General features: G+C 64.2%; 17 protein-coding genes and 3 pseudogenes. 14 read left to right on the top strand and 6 right to left on the bottom strand.

Annotated elements, in window-relative coordinates; all coding sequences use genetic code 11:
* Positions 1-240: 240 nt before the first annotated feature.
* Positions 241-2025 (bottom strand): DUF885 domain-containing protein, encoded by a 1785-nt coding sequence (locus NHF48_RS03990; protein ID WP_446741197.1) that lies wholly within the window; start codon positions 2023-2025, stop codon positions 241-243.
* Positions 2026-2451: 426 nt separating this feature from the next.
* Here NHF48_RS03990 and NHF48_RS03985 point away from each other — a divergent pair.
* Both NHF48_RS03985 and NHF48_RS03980 read left to right on the top strand, forming a co-directional pair.
* Positions 2452-3326 (top strand): annotated as a pseudogene (locus NHF48_RS03985) (alpha/beta hydrolase).
* A 281-nt stretch (positions 3327-3607) separates the two neighbouring features.
* Positions 3608-4591 carry an alpha/beta hydrolase gene (locus NHF48_RS03980; protein ID WP_253070326.1) on the top strand — a complete coding sequence of 328 codons (984 nt, stop codon included), beginning with the start codon at positions 3608-3610 and terminating at the stop codon, positions 4589-4591.
* Positions 4592-4668: 77 nt separating this feature from the next.
* On the opposite strand, the gene NHF48_RS03975 is transcribed toward NHF48_RS03980, so the two are convergent.
* Positions 4669-5394 (bottom strand): SDR family oxidoreductase, encoded by a 726-nt coding sequence (locus NHF48_RS03975; RefSeq protein WP_253070325.1) that lies wholly within the window; start codon positions 5392-5394, stop codon positions 4669-4671.
* 153 nt (positions 5395-5547) lie between these two features.
* Between NHF48_RS03975 and NHF48_RS03970 the strand changes: the two genes are divergently transcribed.
* The 8 genes and pseudogenes from NHF48_RS03970 (at position 5548) to NHF48_RS03935 (ending at position 11194) form a co-directional block, all read left to right on the top strand.
* On the top strand, positions 5548-6444 hold the full coding sequence (locus NHF48_RS03970; protein WP_253072330.1) for an AraC family transcriptional regulator: 897 nt from the start codon (positions 5548-5550) through the stop codon (positions 6442-6444).
* Positions 6445-6682: 238 nt separating this feature from the next.
* On the top strand, positions 6683-7015 hold the full coding sequence (locus NHF48_RS03965) for a hypothetical protein (RefSeq protein WP_253070324.1): 333 nt from the start codon (positions 6683-6685) through the stop codon (positions 7013-7015).
* 215 nt (positions 7016-7230) lie between these two features.
* Entirely contained in the window at positions 7231-7497 is a 267-nt protein-coding gene (locus NHF48_RS03960; protein ID WP_253070323.1) for a hypothetical protein, read from the top strand.
* A 22-nt stretch (positions 7498-7519) separates the two neighbouring features.
* Positions 7520-7834 carry a DUF1488 family protein gene (locus NHF48_RS03955; RefSeq protein WP_056481339.1) on the top strand — a complete coding sequence of 105 codons (315 nt, stop codon included), beginning with the start codon at positions 7520-7522 and terminating at the stop codon, positions 7832-7834.
* A gap of 45 nt (positions 7835-7879) precedes the next feature.
* Positions 7880-8867 (top strand): annotated as a pseudogene (locus NHF48_RS03950) (aldo/keto reductase).
* On the top strand, positions 8864-9163 hold the full coding sequence (locus NHF48_RS03945; protein ID WP_253070322.1) for an SDR family NAD(P)-dependent oxidoreductase: 300 nt from the start codon (positions 8864-8866) through the stop codon (positions 9161-9163). Before NHF48_RS03950 ends, NHF48_RS03945 begins: the two are co-directional and overlap by 4 nt.
* Before the next feature lie 31 nt (positions 9164-9194).
* Positions 9195-9698, top strand: coding sequence for an SDR family NAD(P)-dependent oxidoreductase (locus NHF48_RS03940; protein ID WP_263816697.1), 504 nt, complete (start codon positions 9195-9197; stop codon positions 9696-9698).
* Between the two features lie 140 nt (positions 9699-9838).
* Entirely contained in the window at positions 9839-11194 is a 1356-nt protein-coding gene (locus NHF48_RS03935) for a serine hydrolase domain-containing protein (protein ID WP_253070320.1), read from the top strand.
* A gap of 22 nt (positions 11195-11216) precedes the next feature.
* Here the strand turns inward: NHF48_RS03935 and NHF48_RS03930 are convergent, their stop codons facing one another.
* From NHF48_RS03930 to NHF48_RS03910, 4 genes and pseudogenes are all read right to left on the bottom strand, one after another.
* Positions 11217-11780: an acetamidase/formamidase family protein gene (locus tag NHF48_RS03930; protein WP_263816694.1), complete on the bottom strand. Its 564-nt coding sequence runs from the start codon at positions 11778-11780 to the stop codon at positions 11217-11219.
* A complete protein-coding gene (locus NHF48_RS03925) occupies positions 11710-12231 on the bottom strand; it encodes an acetamidase/formamidase family protein (RefSeq protein WP_253070318.1) in 522 nt (173 codons plus the stop codon). The genes NHF48_RS03930 and NHF48_RS03925 overlap by 71 nt, the downstream gene beginning before the upstream one ends.
* Positions 12232-12242: 11 nt before the next feature.
* Positions 12243-14133: pseudogene (locus NHF48_RS24640) on the bottom strand (gamma-glutamyltransferase family protein).
* A gap of 131 nt (positions 14134-14264) precedes the next feature.
* Positions 14265-14477, bottom strand: coding sequence for a hypothetical protein (locus NHF48_RS03910; RefSeq protein ID WP_253070315.1), 213 nt, complete (start codon positions 14475-14477; stop codon positions 14265-14267).
* Between the two features lie 67 nt (positions 14478-14544).
* Here NHF48_RS03910 and NHF48_RS25750 point away from each other — a divergent pair, with 67 nt between their 5' ends.
* The 4 genes from NHF48_RS25750 to NHF48_RS03890 all read left to right on the top strand — a co-directional run bounded on the left by NHF48_RS25750 (position 14545) and on the right by NHF48_RS03890 (position 18044).
* Positions 14545-15519 (top strand): oxygenase MpaB family protein, encoded by a 975-nt coding sequence (locus NHF48_RS25750; RefSeq protein ID WP_446741106.1) that lies wholly within the window; start codon positions 14545-14547, stop codon positions 15517-15519.
* Between the two features lie 4 nt (positions 15520-15523).
* A complete protein-coding gene (locus NHF48_RS03900; protein WP_253070314.1) occupies positions 15524-15913 on the top strand; it encodes a barstar family protein in 390 nt (129 codons plus the stop codon).
* Between the two features lie 162 nt (positions 15914-16075).
* Positions 16076-17749, top strand: coding sequence for an alpha/beta fold hydrolase (locus tag NHF48_RS03895; protein ID WP_253070313.1), 1674 nt, complete (start codon positions 16076-16078; stop codon positions 17747-17749).
* Entirely contained in the window at positions 17724-18044 is a 321-nt protein-coding gene (locus tag NHF48_RS03890) for a DUF4336 domain-containing protein (protein WP_253070312.1), read from the top strand. Before NHF48_RS03895 ends, NHF48_RS03890 begins: the two co-directional genes overlap by 26 nt.
* The last annotated feature ends 75 nt before the right edge of the window (positions 18045-18119 follow it).

Genomic DNA, 18119 nt, shown 5'->3' with positions numbered 1-18119 from the left:
TCTCGTTTGACCGCTTACTATCAGCATGCAGGCGAGCAGCGATAGCTCGATTTTGCGGGGTAACCCACTACGCTTGCTCCATTGATCGTAGTCAACGCGTGTTCAAATACAGGCGTTCAGACACTCGTCCCAGAACTCGCGTGCTGATCTGGCCTCACCAAATTCTGACCTTTGGACTGCTAACCAAGCGGCGAGGTTCGTCGATCCGCCCCTCGTCGCGTGATAGCCTTGGCGTAGGTCTCAGGCCACCCCGATCCAGGCATCGACCTGTTCCGCCAGCACCCCGAGCGGCAGCGGGCCATGCGCCAGCACCACCTCGTGAAAATCGCGAATGTCGAAGCGCGCGCCCAATGCGGTCTCCGCTTTATGCCGGAGTGCCGATATACGCTGCTGGCCCACCATGTAGCTCGTCGCCTGGCCAGGATTGTTGATGTAGCGATCGACCTCCTTGACCACGTCGCGTGCCGAAAGTGGCGCATTCTGGGTGAAATAAGCGATTGCCTGATCGCGGCTCCAACGCTTGGCGTGCATGCCCGTGTCGAGCACCAGGCGACACGCGCGCCACACTTGCAACGCCAGCATCCCCAGTTCCGAATACGGATCTCGATAGGCGCCCATCTCCTTGGCGAGCCGTTCCGAGTACAGGCCCCAGCCCTCGGTATACGCGCCATAATAGCCGAAGCGGCGGAACTTCGGCACACCGGTCAGCTCCTGTGCGCGAGCAATCTGGAAGTGATGCCCCGGCGCGCCTTCGTGATGGGCGATCCCCTCGACCTGAGTCTTCTGCACCTGCGTCATGTCCGCAAGATTGACGTAGAAGATGCCTGGCCGCGAGCCATCCGGGGCAGGCTGATCATAGAAGGCCACCGCGGCAGTTTCCTGTCGCCACGTCTCGACCGCGCGCACCTCCAGCGGCGCCTTTGGCAGTCGGCGAAAGAAGCGAGGTGCGGCGGCCATCGTCTGGGCGATCGCGGCACGTGCGTCAGCGAGATAGAGTTGACGGCCGGCATCGGTGTTGGGGTATTTGAATTTCGGATCGGACCGCAGCGCCACGAAGAGATCCTGCAACGATCCGGTGAAGCCCGCCCGTTTCATCACCGCCGTCATCTCGGCATGGATCGATCGTACCTGATCCAGCCCCAGTTGGTGGATCTGCTCCGCAGTCATGTCGGTGGTCGTGTAATAGGCGAGCCGCGCTTGATAATAGGCGTCGCCGCCCGGCAGGCTCCACGCGCCGTCATTGCCCTTGGCGAGTGGCTCGATCTCGTCCAGCGCGGCAAAGAGTATGTCGAAGCCTTGGCGGAACGGCCCCTTCAATGCCGCGACCGCATCCGCGATCAGCGCCGCCTTGATGCTCTCAGACACGCCAAGCTTGCCGACCTTCGCCTTGAAATCGGCGAGCAGGCTGCTGTCCGCGCCACTATCGAACGGCGCTCCGGTGATGACTTGGCGAGCATCGCCACGGGCAGGCGTGAAAACCATCTTTGGCGGCACGATACCCTTCGCCGCCTGTTTGCGCATGGTTGCGGCGACCTCGCGCATGACGCGCAGGGAATCACGCAATCGCGCCACATAGGCGTGAGCGTCGGCTACCGTGGCGATGCGGTGCTGGTTGATGAGGAAAACCGGGATGTTGCCCGCCGGGCTGCCGTTCGTCGATACCGGGAAGGCATAGTCGCGGAACGCGAACTGGCGGCGATCCGTGGCGACCTGCGCTTCGAACAATCGATAGCTCAGCCGAGCATCGGGCCCGAGCCGATCCACCGCGAAGCTGCGTTGCAGGTCGGCGAGTTGCGCATCCTGCAAAGCTTGCGCGCGCCGTGCGGCAGCGTCGGTATAATCGTCGAGCCTGTCGTAGTTGGTCTTCAGGCCGAGGCTGGTCTGTGTTTCGGGACTGAGCGCGACACTCGCATCGAACGCGGCATCGAGAAAGCGCAGGAGCCGGGCGTCGTCATCGGCGGTCCCGGTTGCCGCCATGGCGATCTGTGGGTCGATCAGCGGCAGAGCGGCGCCCGCCATCAGCATTCCTACAAACGCGCGCTTGGTGAGCATTCCAGAGTCTTTCTATCGGTTCCGGACCAGCGCTAGCCGCCGCCTTGCGTCACCGCAATGATCAACACTGCCGAATACTTGGAGCCGAACCGGAGATCGTTTGCAAAGCGCAATGACCTCGGGAGAGATGTTCAGTAGACCTTTGATGCCTTCCAAGTCCTGCTATCTGGACGGCTCCCATGGCGGCGATCATGTCATCCCGAGCACTCTAACTCTCGTTAGTATTCAGGGTAGACGGGTTACCGGGGAAACCTGTTCAGAACCTATTGTACTGTGGTAGCGCTATCGATATCGTCACGAAAAGAACGATAAAATGGGAGAGCGACTATGGGATTCGGGTTCCGCATAAACGCCGTTCGTCGATGGGTGGGACACCCGCTTCTGTGCCTGTCCAGCCTGATGATTGCCTCGACCACGCCGGCACTGGCACAGAACGACAAGATGGCGTCTATCGCCACTCCGGCGCAGCCCGACGCCATCGCGCTTGATACCGGTAAACTCCCGGGGGGCGACCGCACCGGAGGCGTGGCACAGTCAATATGGCAGCGTGTTCGCCCGCAACGTCACCGTCGCAACCCTAACCCCCCTTCCTGCCGGATCCCGCCAAGGCCACCGGTACAGCGGTGATCGTCGCACCGGGCGGTGGATTCCAGACGCTGTCGATGGAGAACGAAGGCTGGGACGTGGCGCGTGCGCTTGCCGCCAGAGGCGTCGCTGCGTTCGTCCTGAAGTATCGCCTGAACCCGACACCGCAGGACCTTGGAACATTCGCGCGACCGGTGCCGCAGGGTATGCGCCCGCCACGTCCGAACGCCGCTACGATGATGGCAGGCCTTGCGCCGCAGATCGCGGATGCGAGGGCGGCGTTCGCCACGGTCCGCAACCGTGCGGGCGAATGGCATGTTGATCCCAGCCGCATCGGCATGGTCGGATTTTCGGCAGGTGCGATGCTGACGATGGCGACGACCGTCGCCGGGCAGGACGCGAAGCCGGCCTTCATCGGCAACATCTACGGTCCGCTTGCCGCGATGACGGTGCCGTCCGACGCGCCGCCGATGTTCGTTGCGCTCGCGGCGGACGATCCCTTCTTCGGCAATGGCGGCTATGGGCTGATCGACAGCTGGCGTGCGGCCAAGCGCCCGGTCGAGTTCCACCTGTTCGAACAGGGCGGTCACGGCTTCGGCATGTACCCGAAGACCACCACGAGCACGGGCTGGTTCGATGAATTCACGCGCTGGATGGCGATGCACGGCTGGCTGAAACCGGCGCAGTAAACTCACTCTCACGAGTTTTATGACATTTCCGCCGGAGAGCCGCGCAAACCAGCGCGCTACCGGTCAAGATATCAATAGGAGAGACGTGTGTCTCGCAAAAGCATCGCCACCGCCCTCGCTTCCGTGAGCCGGTGTGCATTTTCCAGCACGACATACGCGCAATCGCTGCCGATGAGCCCTGCCGAAACGCTTGATACGAAGGGGTTGAGCGTCATCGTCGGCCAGAACCAGTTCAGCCCGATCCGCTTCGCGGCGATGGCGGTGACTGCGGAGGTGAAGTGATGCGCACCCTTTTTACCGCCATTGCGCTGCTGGCTTCGGCTGCCGTCGCAACCACTTCATTGGCTGGACAGGATCCGGCGCCAGAACACCTGCCCCGCTACACCGCGATCAAGCTGTGGCCCAACGGCGCGCCCGGGTCGGCGGCACGCCGCGGCGAGGCGGAGATCGGCCGCGACTATTGGGTCCGCAACATCCACGATCCGTCGCTGCTCGCCTTTCCCGCCGACGTAGCGAACCGCAACGGAGCTGCGATCGTGATCATGCCCGGCGGTGGGCACAAATTACTCGTATGGACGAACGAGGGCACGAAGGTTGCGACCGCGCTGAACCGCATGGGGGTGACAGCGTTCGTGCTCAAATATCGCCTCGCGAACGAGCCCGGCTCGAAATATTCGGTCGAAGGCGATGCTGCGGACGACGCGCGGCGCGCGATGCGGTGGGTCCGCGCGCATGCCGTAGACTATGGCATCGATCCGTCGCGCGTCGGTGCGATGGGTTTTTCGGCAGGCGGCGAACTCGTGTCGCTGATCGCGGACAATCCCGAGCCTGTCGAGCGTCGACCTGCCGATCCGATCGACCGTCAGTCCGCTCGCCCCGATTTCCAGGTGTTGGTCTTCCCCGGGCCACGAGGCATCCCAGCGACCGCCATCGCCAACGCGCCCCCAGCGTTCCTGGTCGCCGGCAGCCGCGATCCTTTGCTGCGCGGCACCGACGGTCACGCTCTACGAACAGTTGCGCAAGAGTGGCGTATCGGCGGAACTTCACATGTATGCCGACAGTGGCCACGCGTTCAATCTCGACGAGTCGAACCGGATCTCGATCCTGCACTGGCCGGATCGCCTGCAAGACTGGCTAGCGGATGGCGGCTGGCTTTCGCCCCGACCTGCGAAATGAGGCACGGATATTTTCGTTTTTTGGGGCCGATCATGCCGGGTGACGATCCGCATTCTCCAACCCGGACTGTCATGTATGGTTCTCGCTGACCTATTCACGAGACGGTCGTCCACCTGACCAGTCCGGGGGACAGAAAGTCCGCCCGGACTGAGTTTGGCACCGTCGCCTACATGCCGGCTGCGGTCGGGCGGACGATGACCTCGTTGATGTCTACTCCCTCGGGCTGCTCCAAAGCGTAGCGGATTGCTCGCGCGATCGCGTCGGGGGTCAGCGACTTTTGCCGCCATGTGGTCAGCGCAGTGGCAATATCCGGATCGGTGATGTCGTTGCCCAGTTCGGTTGCCACGACCCCAGGTGAAATGATCGTCGTGCGGATGTCGTCATGCTCCTGGCGCAATCCTTCCGTGATCGCCCAGACCGCGTATTTGGTGGCGCAGTAGACCGCTGCGCTCGGCATCACGAAATGCGCAGCGATCGATGCGACGTTGACGACGTGGCCCGCCTTCTGCGCGATGAATCGCGGCAGCACGGCAGCGATCCCGTTCAGCACGCCGTGAACGTTGACGTCGATCATCCGCGTCCACTCGTCCTGCTTCAGCGCGGCGAGCGGCGACAGCGGCATAACGCCGGCATTGTTGATCAGCACGTCCACGCGTCCGAACCGCGCCTCCGCCGCATCGGCGAACGCGGCGAAGCTCGCGGCGTCGGTTACGTCCAGCGCCTTCCACGCGACGTTGTTGCCGAGTTCCGCCGCCAGCGCTTCGAGGCGATCGGTCCTGCGCGCACCGATGAAAAGGCGCGCGCCCTTGGCCGCCAGTTCGCGCACGGTGGCCTCGCCGATACCGCTTGAGGCGCCGCTGATCAGCACTGTCTTGTCGATGACGTCGTTCATGATGGTTCCTTTCGTGTCGCCTCGAAGGCTGGGCACAGATGGAACCGGATTGCCGACCAGCGTGAGACCGATCCCCCCGCAATCCTTGCACGATCCTCCAAAACGACCTCAACTCCGCTTGTGACAATGGCTGGCAGCGGACACAGTCCCATGATGAGTACGATCGCAGACCTCGCCACATTGGTTGCGCGCCATGTCCCGAGAACCGGCATGGTCAGCACGCCAATCCATCGACTGTCGCTGTTCCGGGCCGATCAGCCGACCGTGCCCCTGCCCGCCGTGTATGACGCGTCGCTTTGCATAATTGCCCAAGGTGCCAAGCGGGTCTCGCTCGGCGGAGAGAGCCTGCTCTACGATGCCGCGCATTACCTGCTGGTCTCGGTCGACCTGCCGCTCGTCGGACACGTCGTCCAGGCGGATCGTGACGCGCCGTACCTCTGCTGCAAGATCGACATCGACCAGTCCGTGCTGGCGGACCTCATCCTGGCGGAAGGCGGCCGGGCGCCGAAAGCCGATCTGCCGGCGCTCGCGGTATATCGCAGCGACGACGATCTGGTCGACGCGGCGTGCCGACTGATGCGGCTGCTGGATCGGCCCGACAGCATCGCTGCGCTAGCGCCGCTGATCGAACGGGAGATCCTGTACCGTTTGCTCGTGGGTCCCCACGGGGCTGCACTTCGCTACATGGCAGTCGCCGACAGCCACCTCAATCAGGTCAGCCGCGCTATCGCAACAATCCGCACCGGATTCGATCGGCCGCTCCGCATCGGGGACATCGCCACCGCCGCGGGTATGAGCCCGTCGTCACTCCACGAACACTTCAAGGCAGTGACGAAAATGACGCCGTTGGCGTATCAAAAACAATTGCGGTTACAGGAGGCACGACGCCTGATGCTGTCAGGGAACACGACGGCAAGCGGCGCAGGTTTTGCCGTGGGCTATGAAAGCCCGTCACAGTTCAACCGCGAATATGCGCGCCTGTTCGGCGCTCCTCCGCGTCGTGACATCGAGCAACTCCAACTGAGCGGCAATCTACTGACGCCCGTGTAGCGACGCTCCACTGGTTCGGCGATTTCTACGTGCTCGACAACGACGCCGATCGCGGTTGCGGAAACGATGATCGCCGAACCGTTCCAGGTTCGAGGCGTCCGGCCAATCGCTAAGACTTTGCGGCAAAGCTATTCTCTTGTGGGTGAATCATCGCGCCTTCGATCTTGGCGGGACCGTTGGCCTGCGCCTTTCGCCCCCCAGTCTCGAACGATACAGGTCAGGAACGGAGGAGACGAGCATGACCGCAAACACGATGAAGGTAGACGACCAAGCCAAGATCGACCTGTTCCAGGTTATCGCGCCCATCGTAATGCAGTATCTCGCCGCGAATTCCCCGGATCGAGCACTGATTGCAGATGACATCATCGATTTCTTCGCGCTGTCGATCGCCGCGGTGATCGAAAACGACACGGATCTCTCGACCCCGCAGCATCTGCGAAAGGCCGGTGAGGCAGCCGGGAAGCATATCGCGCATTGGGTCAGGCTTCTGAAGCTGGATCACGAACACCGCGGCATGTCGTTGCTGGCGATGACGATGGGTACGGTCGCGTCGGACGAGGCACAGCAATAGCCGCTCAGTTGTTCCCATCGGTCCACTGCGTCGGCCAGAAGGCGACACCCGCCGCCGTCGGGTCCTGATAGCTCATGCTGAACCCCGTCGTGGCCTGGGCCTCCCGCGAAGGTGAACCGTCCGACCGATATGCGAATTAACCTGGAACCAGCCTTCGAAGGTGAGCGCTTTAGCCATCAGGAAGCCGGCACTCCCGGTCAATTTGGGATTTGAGCATGACGGAAGCGACCTGGGGCGACGATGCGAAGACGCCGGATATCGACTGGCGGATGAGTGCTGCGTTAGAGAACGTGCCGCGTGGGAACGAGAACCTCGCCGAGGTAACGAGCCTGGAGGGCGCTGTTCGTACGTGGATGACGCTCGATTCCGAGCATCGTGACGCTGCCGTGCTTACGCCGGAGCACCCTTTGCAAATCGACGGTGCGGCCCATGCAACCCCTCGCCGGCGACGGTATCGCCGCGCTGGCCGAGCGGCTGCCTAGCGCAAACGACGAGGGCTGAGCCATGGCGTCTGCGAGCGTTCGCTTCGAGCCTGGCGAGTATGAATGGCTTGCCGAACGGCACGGCGTCCTGTTCCTCGGCCACACGGACCTCGGCATGGTCGAGTTCCTGATCACGAGCGAGGCGTTGGCGGAGTTCATCGACCCGGACCTCGACGGCATCGACAGCGATACCGCGATCGAGACGTATGGAGAATTCGAGTCCGACATACATCGTATCGCGCGACGCGAGTTTGTCAGCCGGCTGGGCGGGGAGCCCCCAGTCCTGCTCACGGCCGCCGACGTTTGGGATGAACCTTCACAATCCCGCAGGCCGTAACCCTTCAACCGCCAATCATATTGCCCGCCAACAAGGACTGATCTGATGGAAACCCGCAAACTGGGCCAGCAAGGCCTCGAAGTCTCGGCGCTGGGTCTCGGCTGCATGGGCATGTCCGACTTCTACGGAAGCCGCGACGAGACGGAGTCCGTCGCGACGATCAACCGCGCGCTCGACCTCGGCGTGACGTTTCTCGACACCGCCGACATGTACGGCGTTGGCGCTAATGAAGAGCTGGTCGGTCGCGTCGTGCGCGAGCGGCGCGAGTGGATCGTGGTCGCGACCAAGTTCGGCAACGTCCGCGGGTCGGATGGCAGCTTCAAGGGGATCAACGGCCGCCCCGACTATGTGCGGTCGGCCTGCGACGCGAGCTTGAAGCGGACCGGGCTCGATGTCATCGATCTCTACTACCAGCACCGCGTCGATCCCGACGTGCCGATCGAGGAAACCGTCGGCGCGATGGCCGACCTCGTCCGCGCGGGTAAGGTCAAGTATCTCGGCCTGTCCGAGGCTGCCCCCGCGACCATCCGCCGAGCGCATGCCGTGCACCCGATCACCGCGTTGCAGACCGAATATTCGCTGTGGAGCCGTGACGTCGAGGACCAGATTCTGCCGACGGTGCGCGAACTGGGGATCGGCTTCGTGCCGTACAGCCCGCTTGGCCGCGGCTTTCTTACAGGCCAGTTCAAGACACCCGACGATCTCGACGCCGGCGACACGCGCCACAACCACCCGCGCTTTCAGGGCGCGGCGTTCCAGAAGAACCTCGACCTCGTCGCCGCGATCGGCACTATGGCGGCGGACAAGGGCTGCACGCCGGCCCAACTGGCGCTTGCATGGGTATTGCGCCAGGGTGAGGATATCGTGCCGATCCCGGGTACCAAGCGCCGCAAGTATCTCGAGGATAATCTAGGCGCGCCTCGACGTGGAGCTAAGTGAAGCCGATCTCGCCCGTATCGATGACATTCTCCCGCCCGGCGCGGCGCAGGGGACACGTTACCCAGACGCCTCGATGGCGAGCATCGACGCGTGAGCGTTCCGTCTTTCGCAGCGATCGCACCGGGCAAGCTTGCGGTCGTCACGGGAGCGGCCGGCGGCATTGGACTGGCCGCTGCTCGCGCCTTTGCGGACGCGGGCATGCGGGTGGTTCTGGTCGACCGTCCCGGTGAGGCGCTAGAGCAGGCCGCGTCCTCCATGGACGGCGCGGTTGCGCTGTCCGCCGACGTCGCGGATCGTGCCGCGATGGCCGCGCTGGCGAAGGAGGTGGTCGACCGTCACGGTCCCGTCTCGGTGCTGATGAACAACGCCGGCATTGGCGGGGGGCGGTGATGTGTTTGCCGACCCATCAAAGTGGGACGAGGTGCTCGGCGTCAACCTGATGGGCGTGATCCACGGCGTCCAGGCCTTCGTCCCGGGCATGGTCGAAGGCGAGGCCCCTGCCCTCGTCATCAACACCGGCTCCAAACAGGGCATCACGCAGCCGCCCGGCAACACCGCCTACAACGTCAGCAAGGCTGGGGTGAAAGCGCTGACCGAAGGCCTCGCCCACAGCTTGCGCGAACGGTCCGGAAGCCGGGTCAGTGCCCATCTGCTCGTGCCCGGCTTCACCTGGACCGGAATGACGGGTGGTCGACTGGCCGAGAAACCGCCCGGCGCGTGGACAGCCGAACAGGTCGTGGCGCTGATGATGGACCGCGTGGCAGCGGGCGACTTCTACATCTTGTGCCCGGACAACGAGACGACGTCCGAACAGGATGCGAAGCGGATAGCGTGGGCGGCGGGGGACCTGATCGAAAACCGCCCCGCCCTGTCCCGCTGGCATGCGGATTGGCGCGATGTCTTTGCGGAATTCATGCGGGACTAGGCGCTTGCTGAGGGACCTGCACGGCAAGTCATCGCTGCCGTGCCGGTCTCCGCTGGATGCGCTTGACCGCGCCCCCTCTCTTTACGCGCATGACCGAGAAACGGATTGCCGATCTGGTTGCGTGATGGAAGAATGCGGTCATGCAGATACTTAAAGCGGCCGGTCTCGCCCTCCTCGCGTCAGTTCCCGCCAGTGCACAGATCGTCGCACAACCCTCGGCAGGAACATACCAGCGCGCCGTCGCGGCCGGTTACAAGGCCGCGCTCTATTGCTCAGGCATCTTCAATGCAGGCCGCACGCCGGAGCAGATCGATGCCGATGAGTTGGCCGGCATCTACCCGGACTATGAGAAGATCGTGCTGAGGCTCACGGCGAACGTCGACCGCGCCCGCCAATCCGTCTCCGTAGGGTTCGATCCAAAGCTACCTCCGAGACGCGCGGAGTGGACTAGCGGGCATGGTTGCGTGACGTTGCCGATCGGCAGTACGGCACCGACTGGCCGCAAGGCGACGGCGGCACCTTCGATTGCGGCCGCTGATCCTCGTCGCTGGCCGCAAGGTGACGCCGGCATCGCATCGCGTCCGTCGGGCACGCTGACCAGCGCCGTCGGCCAGGCATTCGGGACCAGCTACGGCGTCGGCACCAAGACGGTCGGCGTAATCGTCGTGAAGGACGGCGAAGTTCTTGCCGAGCAATATGGCCCCGGTTTCGGGCCGTTCGTGTCCAATCGCACCTGGTCGGTCGGTAAGTCGATCGCCGGCACGCTCATCGGCCTGACCAATGCAGGCGCGTTGAAAGCCCCCGCGTCCGTGCCGCAATGGAAGGTCGGCGATCCACGGCAGGCCATCACGCTCGACAATCTCCTGCGCATGGGATCCGGCCTGCACAGCGATACCGCCGGCAATCGCACCGATGCCATCTATTTCGGCGGGACCACGGTGGACGAACAGGCGGTGTCATGGCCTTTGGAGGCCCTGCCCGGCACACGCTTCCGCTACGCCAACACCGATATCCTGCTCGCGGTCTACGCCACCCGAAACGCGATCGGAGAGGCGCGGTACCGTGCGTTGCCGGCCAGCCTGTTCGGTCCGCTCGGTATGGCGCATACCGTTGCCGAGACCGACTGGCACGGCAATTACATCCTCTCTAGCCAAGTCTGGTCGACCGCGCGCGACCTGGCGAGGCTGGGTCTGTTCTGGTCGCAAGACGGCGTCTGGCAGGGCAAGCGCCTGCTGCCGGCTGGCTGGATGCGGACGATGACGACGCCGAGTGGACCGCAGCCGTTGAGCGGACCGGGCTATGGCGCGACGATGTGGCTGTTCGGCCCCACGCAGGGTTTGCCCGAGGGCAGCTACGCCGCGCAAGGCAACCGGGGACAGTATGTCATGGTGATCCCGTCCCGGCATCTGGTGGTGGTCAGGCGGGGCGAGGACCCCGGCGCTGCGCGGTTCGACATCGCCCGCTTCGCCGCGGACGTCGCCGCGGCGTTACCGTGAGCTTCCCAGGCAGAGTCCGCCGCTAGCGCTTCGTGAACACCGCCTTCGGTAGGACGACGTGGACACCCTTGTTGCGGTCGACGAGCTCGGTGATCTCAACGTCGCCAGCGACGCTGATCAGCATATAGGCATCGTCGCGCGTCATGCCTTTTTCAGCAACGAGGAAATCGATCATGTTGCGCAACGCCTTGCGGGTCGCATGACTGAGATCGTCGTCGAAGCCCATCGCGATATAGGCCTTGGGCGTCTCGGCGCGCGGATAGGTGATTGCCGCCTTCTTGTGCAGTACGAACTCGAACGTACCGGTCAACGAGGTTTCCAGCGCCGTGATATCCACCTCGCCATTGCCCTGCGCGGCATGGCCGTCGCCGACCTGGAACAGCGCGCCGGACGCGTAGACGGGGAGGAACAAGGTCGTCCCGGCGACGAGCGCCTTGTCGTCCATGTTGCCGCCGTTGATCGTCGGCGGCGCGCTGTCGTAGCGCCCGAACGCCGGGGGCGGCGCAACCCCCATGCTACCGAAGAACGGCGCCAGCGGCACCTCGACGCCGGGCGCGAACAGGCCGACCATGCGCTTGGCATCCAAGGGCACGATCTTCATCCGCGCATAAGGAAAATCGTCGGTGAGAAACCCCCGCCCCGTAGCGGAACGCGTTATAGGCATAGGGGATCGCCAGATCGACTTTCCGGATGCGCACTTCCAGCATGTCGCCGGGTTCCGCGCCGGTGATCGCGATCGGTCCGGTCAGGATATGACCGCCGGGTCCGCGTGCGCTGGCCGGGACGCCGTCATAGACCGCCCGCAGCGCCGGTTCGACCTGCGCAGGCGCGACGCCGGCCTTTTCCAGGCCCGCCGGACTGTTGGTCAGCAGCGTATGGATCACCACCGTGTCGCCCGACCGGATCGTCAGCACCGGCTTGTCGGTGGCATCGTAATGCCCCCAGGCGACCGTTTGTGGCGTCGCCTTCAATTCGTAGGTTTCGGCATCCGCGGGCATAGCCACGGAAGCCAGAGCGGCAAGGATCAGGTAGCGCATCGTCATCCCCCTCAATAGGCCAGAGCGCAGCCGTCGGCGCGCATCTCGCTCGCGGCGGCATAGACCCGCGTTGCGCCGTCCATGCGGTGCTCGACGCATTCGTAGCGGCCGAAGCCTCCGTCGGGCTCGCCGATCGTCCAGCCGATGTCGGCCAATTGCTGCTTCGTGGCGTCAGGCACGCCCGATTCCAGCCGCAGCAATCCGCGCGGGCCGAGCCCGGCGCTGTCTTCCCCCATCGATTGCGACGAGCCCTCGTGGTGCCAGCGTGGCGCATCGCCCGCCGACTGGATCTCGAGGCCATAGTCGACGCGGTTGACGATGATCTGCGTCTGCCCCTGCGGTTGCATGTCGCCGCCCATCACGCCGAAGCTCATCCAGGGATCGTTCCCGCGCGTCGCGAAACCGGGGATGATCGTCTGGAACGGCCGCTTGCCGGGCGCGTAGATGTTGGGGTGACCGTCCCTGAGGCTGAACAGCTGCCCGCGATCCTGGAACATGAAGCCGAGACCATCGGCGACCAGCCCCGATCCCATGCCGCGGAAGTTCGACTGGATCATCGACACCATCATGCCGTCCTTGTCGGCGCAGCTGAAATAGGTGGTGTCGCCGTGGCTGGGCGCCTGGCCGGGATGGACGGGATCGAGGATCCGGTCGCGGCGGATCAGTTTCGCGCGCTCGCGGGCGTATTCCTTAGAGACCAGCCACTCGACCGGGACCTTGCTGAAATGTGGATCGGCATAGAACCGCGCCCGGTCTTCGTAAGCGAGCCGCTTGGCTTCCGCCTGCAGATGGATCGACAGCGGCGACTGGAAGCCTGCGTCGCCGAGATCGAAGGTCTCGAGGATGTTCAGCATCTGCAGCGTCGCGATGCCCTGCGTGTTGGCGCCGAGCGCATGCACGTCCACGCCGCGATAGCCTGTCTTATGGGGCTCGATCCATTCCGATCGATGCGCGGCCAGATCCCTCGAAGCGCAGCCAGCCGCCGATCCGCTTGAAGTAGCGATCGACGACACGCGCGATCTCGCCGGAATAGAACGCATCGCGTCCGCCCGCCGCGATCGCGCGATAGGTGCGGGCGAGATCGGGATTGCGAAACACCTGCCCGATCGCCGGGCCCTTGCCGTCGGCGAGGCCATAGGTCCTGAGGGCGTTCGCGGTTTCCTCGATGCCGTTACCCGGCCGACGGAATGCCGCCATGCTGCGCCGGATATAATAGGCAATGATGTCCGGCACCGGCGCGCCGGCCTCGGCATGCGCGATCGCCGGCTCGAACAGCTGCGCCCAAGGCAGCCGACCATAGCGTTGGTGCATCGTCCACCAGGCATCCACTGCACCTGGCACGGATACGGACACCGCACCCAGCGGGGGCAGCGCCCCGCCGCGCGCCCGCGACCGCACTGTTTCCAGGCTCAACCCGCGCGGCGACGCGCCCGACCCGGCCAGCCCGACGACCTTGCGCTGCTTCGGATCCCAGATCATCGCATAGGCGTCGCCGCCGATGCCACTCGACGTCGGCTCGAGGAAACCGAGACACGCGTTGATCGCGATCGCAGCGTCGACCGCCGATCCGCCTCGGCGCAGGATGTCGATCCCCGCTTGCGTCGCCAGCGGGTGTGCGGTCCCCGCGGCGCCGTTGAGGCCATAGGCAGCGGTGCGCGAGGCGAAACTCGCGCCGACCGGGCGATCGCCCGCGGCTACGTCAGGACGCAGGAAGCGATCCTCGCCGGCTATCCAGCGCGGGGGAAGAGTTGCCGTCGTTGGCTGCGGCGCACCACCTTGTCCGGGCCCCGGTGCCCCCTGCTTGCCTGGAACGCCGGGTCCGGCCTGACCGCCCTGCGCCATGCCGATCCCCGGTAGCAAAGCGGCCCCAGGCAAGGCGGCAATGAAAGTTCGACGACGCATAGAGGACGCTCCCGGTGCTGATGACCGATCTTCGCTGGCTCCGTGAGCGAGTTCAAGGGGTTGATAGCGCCCGCGTCATTACAGCGTCCGTCCACCGAAGCCGACTCCGTCAGACACCGTAGTCGCAGCGCCTAACCGTCGCGCGGGGCGCGGGCGATCACGGCTTGAGCGACACGAAGACGCGCCTTCCAGATCTTGACCGAGGGATGTCCGGCAGCGAGGCCGATCAGCCGCCCCTCGATCTGCGCGACCTCTCGCTTGGCTGCATCGAGCTCGGTCGCCGTCGGTGCAGGCTGGATATTGGCGCGTGCATGCGCGCCGGTGCGTCCCTTGCTCTTTGTCATGGGCAACGCGATGGTCTCAGATGGGAGCGGCCGTCAACATAAGACGGCATCGAGGATAGGTTCCAGTATGTCGACGACCGATCCGCCGTTGCTAAATACGGGCTCGGGCGTTCGTGACGGCATGAACGACAGCCTGCTATCGATCCGCGACCAGACCAAGACCGGCATCGTGCGACAGGTGCGGACTCTGTTTAATGACCAGGCTCGTGGCGAGGAGCCGGTGAAGCGGAGCGATACTGCACTGTTTCCGCCCGACTCCATGATCTGGCGTGTGCATGGCGACGTTGTCAGCATGATGGTAGGCGGCGTGTCCGCGTTGCTGCTCCAGATGCTGCATCCAGCCGTTCTAGCCGGGGTTTGGGACCATTCGAACTTCCGAACCGATATGCTCGGCAGGCTGCGGCGCACTGCCCGATTCATCGCTGCGACTACCTATGGCGAGCGCGCGGAGGCTGAGGCGGCAATAGCGCGAGTCCGCGCGGTCCATTCGCACATCGGCGGCGTGCTTCCCAACGGTACGCCCTACCGTGCCGACGACCCCAGTTTATTGGCGTGGGTCCATGTATCCGAAGCGTGGTCCTTCCTCGCGGCGTGGCAACACTACGGAGATCGTCGACTGACGCTCGCGCAGGAGGATCTCTACTACGCCGAGTTCGCGAGCATAGGATCGGCACTGGGTGCCGACGCCCCTCCCGCGGAACCGTGCGGGCACAAATCAGGCGCTTCGCAATATGCAGCCGGCGTTGATCGCAGACGGTCGCACGCGCGAGGTCGCGCGGTTGGTACTCAATCAGACGCCGAGCAACCCACTGGCAATACCGCTTCAACGAACCATCGCCCAGGCGGCAGTAGACCTTCTCCCGAGCTGGGCACGTCGGATGCATGGCCTGCATGCGTCGCCGGTCTTGATGAGACCGGTCGTTCGGTCCGGTACGCGACAGATGGCGAAAACGTTGCGCTGGGCCTTCGACGGCAACTGAAGCGGGAGGCGCAGATCTGGCGAAGCTCGTTGCTACCCATCGACGGCATGGTCCGGGAGTGATTTGATGAAGACGTTGACCATCATTGGCCGGAATATCAGCGATATCCCGACCTTCTACGTCGAGATAAACCGGGTGTTTATGGCCAAGGAAAGTTGGCAATTGGGCGAAAGCCTCGATGCGCTGAACGATCTGCTCTATGGCGGCTACGGCGCGATCGAGGGGCGGGAACGGGCTCGTATCGTCTGGCAGGACGTTGCGGCCAGCAGGACGGCGCTCGGTGTCGAGACGACCCGGGCGTTCCTCGCCAGAAAGTTGCAGCGACCAGCCGGCTTCGACGTGGTTGCGATTGGTCGCCAGCTGGACGCGCTCGAGCGTGGCACCGGGCAAACCTATTTCGAGATCGTCGTGGAGATCTTCAGCGATCATCGGAACATCGAGCTTGTCATGGCTTGATGCGAAGCGATCGAGTTCCGTTGGCGATTTGCCGTGCAGACGTTGACGCAACCTCCGCCGTCTCTCGACTTTGCCCGTGGCTATCGAATGATTGAACGTGAGGTACGCGAGCGCGTTGTGGATCGAGAAGGGGCACGTCGCCTCGGAGCGCGAGGATACGACATGGTAAAGCCCTTCACGATTGCAGTACCCGACGAGCGGCTCGCCGGCATCAATGCCAAAGTCGCCTCGTTCGACTGGGGGGCGCTGCCGGACGCCGGAAGCTGGCAGTCGGGCGTCGGCCTAGCAGACCTCAAGCGGCTCGTGGACTATTGGCGTACTAGGTTCGACTGGCGTGCGCAGGAACGTCGGTTGAATGCTTTACCCCACTTCACCAGCGAAGTACTCGGCCAGAAGCTTCATTTCGTTCATGCGCGGGGCGATGGTTCACGCGCACCGCTGCTCCTGCTGCATGGCTGGCCGGGGTCGTTCATCGAATTCGAAGCGCTGATCGCTCCGCTGGTCGCCGACGGCCATGACGTCGTCGTACCCTCGCTCCCGGGCTACGCCTTCTCCGGGCGTCCTGCCGCGCCGATCGGACCGCGTCGAACTGGCGAGATCATGCATGGCCTGATGACCGAACTGTTCGGGGATGCTCGCTATCTTGTGCAAGGCGGCGACTGGGGCGCAGCAATCGGAAGCTGGATGGCGCACGATCATCCTGAAACCATCGACGCGCTGCACCTCAACATGGTTCTCATCCAGGCTGCAGACGTATCGCCGAAGACACCCGACGAACTCGCCTGGGCAGCACGACGCGCGACGTTGGCCAAGGAGGAGACCGGCTACTCGCAAGAGCAGGGCACGCGTCCGCAGACGCTCGGGGTCGCCATGGCGGACAGCCCCGTCGGCGTTGCCGCCTGGATCTTGGAAAAGTTCGGTGCATGGGCGGACGTGCCGCGCGACGAACAGGGCCGGCCCGATCTTTGGCAAGCCTTCGACGAGGACACGCTCCTCACCAACATCATGCTTTACCTTGTCGAGGGGTCCTTCATCACATCGACCTGGATGTATCGCGGTCGCGTATTGGAGGGGTCGGGCCAATTTCCGGCCGGCAGCCGCATAAAGGTGCCGACCGGCGTCGCCGCCTTCCCAGACCCCGTCTTCCCGCCGCCACCACGATCACACGCACGCAAGACCTACAACATCGTCCACTGGAACGAGATGGAGGCCGGCGGCCATTTTGCTGCACTCGAACAGCCCGAACTCCTGCTGGCCGATATGCGACGCTTCTTCGCGGACCAAGCATCCTCACAGAGGGGCAGACGCCATCGGCTGATCGGCGCGGCTGGCCTCGCTGGCGTCGCCGCCTTAGGCCTCTGGGCACTGGCAGGCGGTAGCCTACGCTCGCACGATCCGGAGGCCCGGCGGCGCGCGACCTACCCGCCACTCGACGTCCCCAAAGCAGTTGCCGAGGGTGTGTGGATCGTCGACAGCGGACCGATCGATGCGATGGGTTTCACATTACCTGTACGGATGACGATCCTTAGGCTCGAGAACGGCGATCTGCTGTTACACTCGCCCACCCCCTTTTCGACCAAGGTGGCCCAGGCCGTCGACGCGCTGGGTCGCGTACGGCATCTCGTCGCACCCAACGTGGCCCACTGGACTTTCCTTGCCGACTGGCAACGCGCCTACCCCGAAGCGACCACTTGGGCCGCGCCGGGGCTACGGGACCGGGCGCCGGTCCGTGCATCGTCCGTCCGGTTCGATGCGGTACTGGGTGAGACGCCCCCCCGCCGAATGGTCGGGCACGCTCGATCAGGGCATCGTGCAGGGCGGTGCCGGTTTCAATGAGGTCTGGTTCTTCCACCGGCAAACCAAGACGCTCGTTCTCGTCGACCTCATCGAAAACCTAGATCCTGAAAAGCTTCCGCCCATCACGCGACTGATGATGCAGGCCTCCGCTGCGACGCGCGGCACGACCGCACGGTACCTGCGCCTACCGGTACGGCTAGGTGGAGCGGACGCCAAGAAGGCCGTGCAGGCGATCGTGGCGCTCGAGCCTGACCGGGTGATCTTCGCGCACGGGCGCCCGTTCGACAGCGATGGTGCGGCACGATTGAAGCGTGCCTTCGAATGGCTGATTTAGGCACTATCCCGTGCGGTCGCTGCTGTCGCCTTGGCCTTAGAATGTCGTTCGGGCGTCGGTTTCAGCAGCCGCGGC

Source organism: Sphingomonas sp. H160509, from assembly GCF_024124765.2.
In the GTDB taxonomy this organism is placed as follows: Bacteria; Pseudomonadota; Alphaproteobacteria; order Sphingomonadales; family Sphingomonadaceae; genus Sphingomonas.
This window is presented reverse-complemented; position numbering and strand designations above follow the sequence as displayed.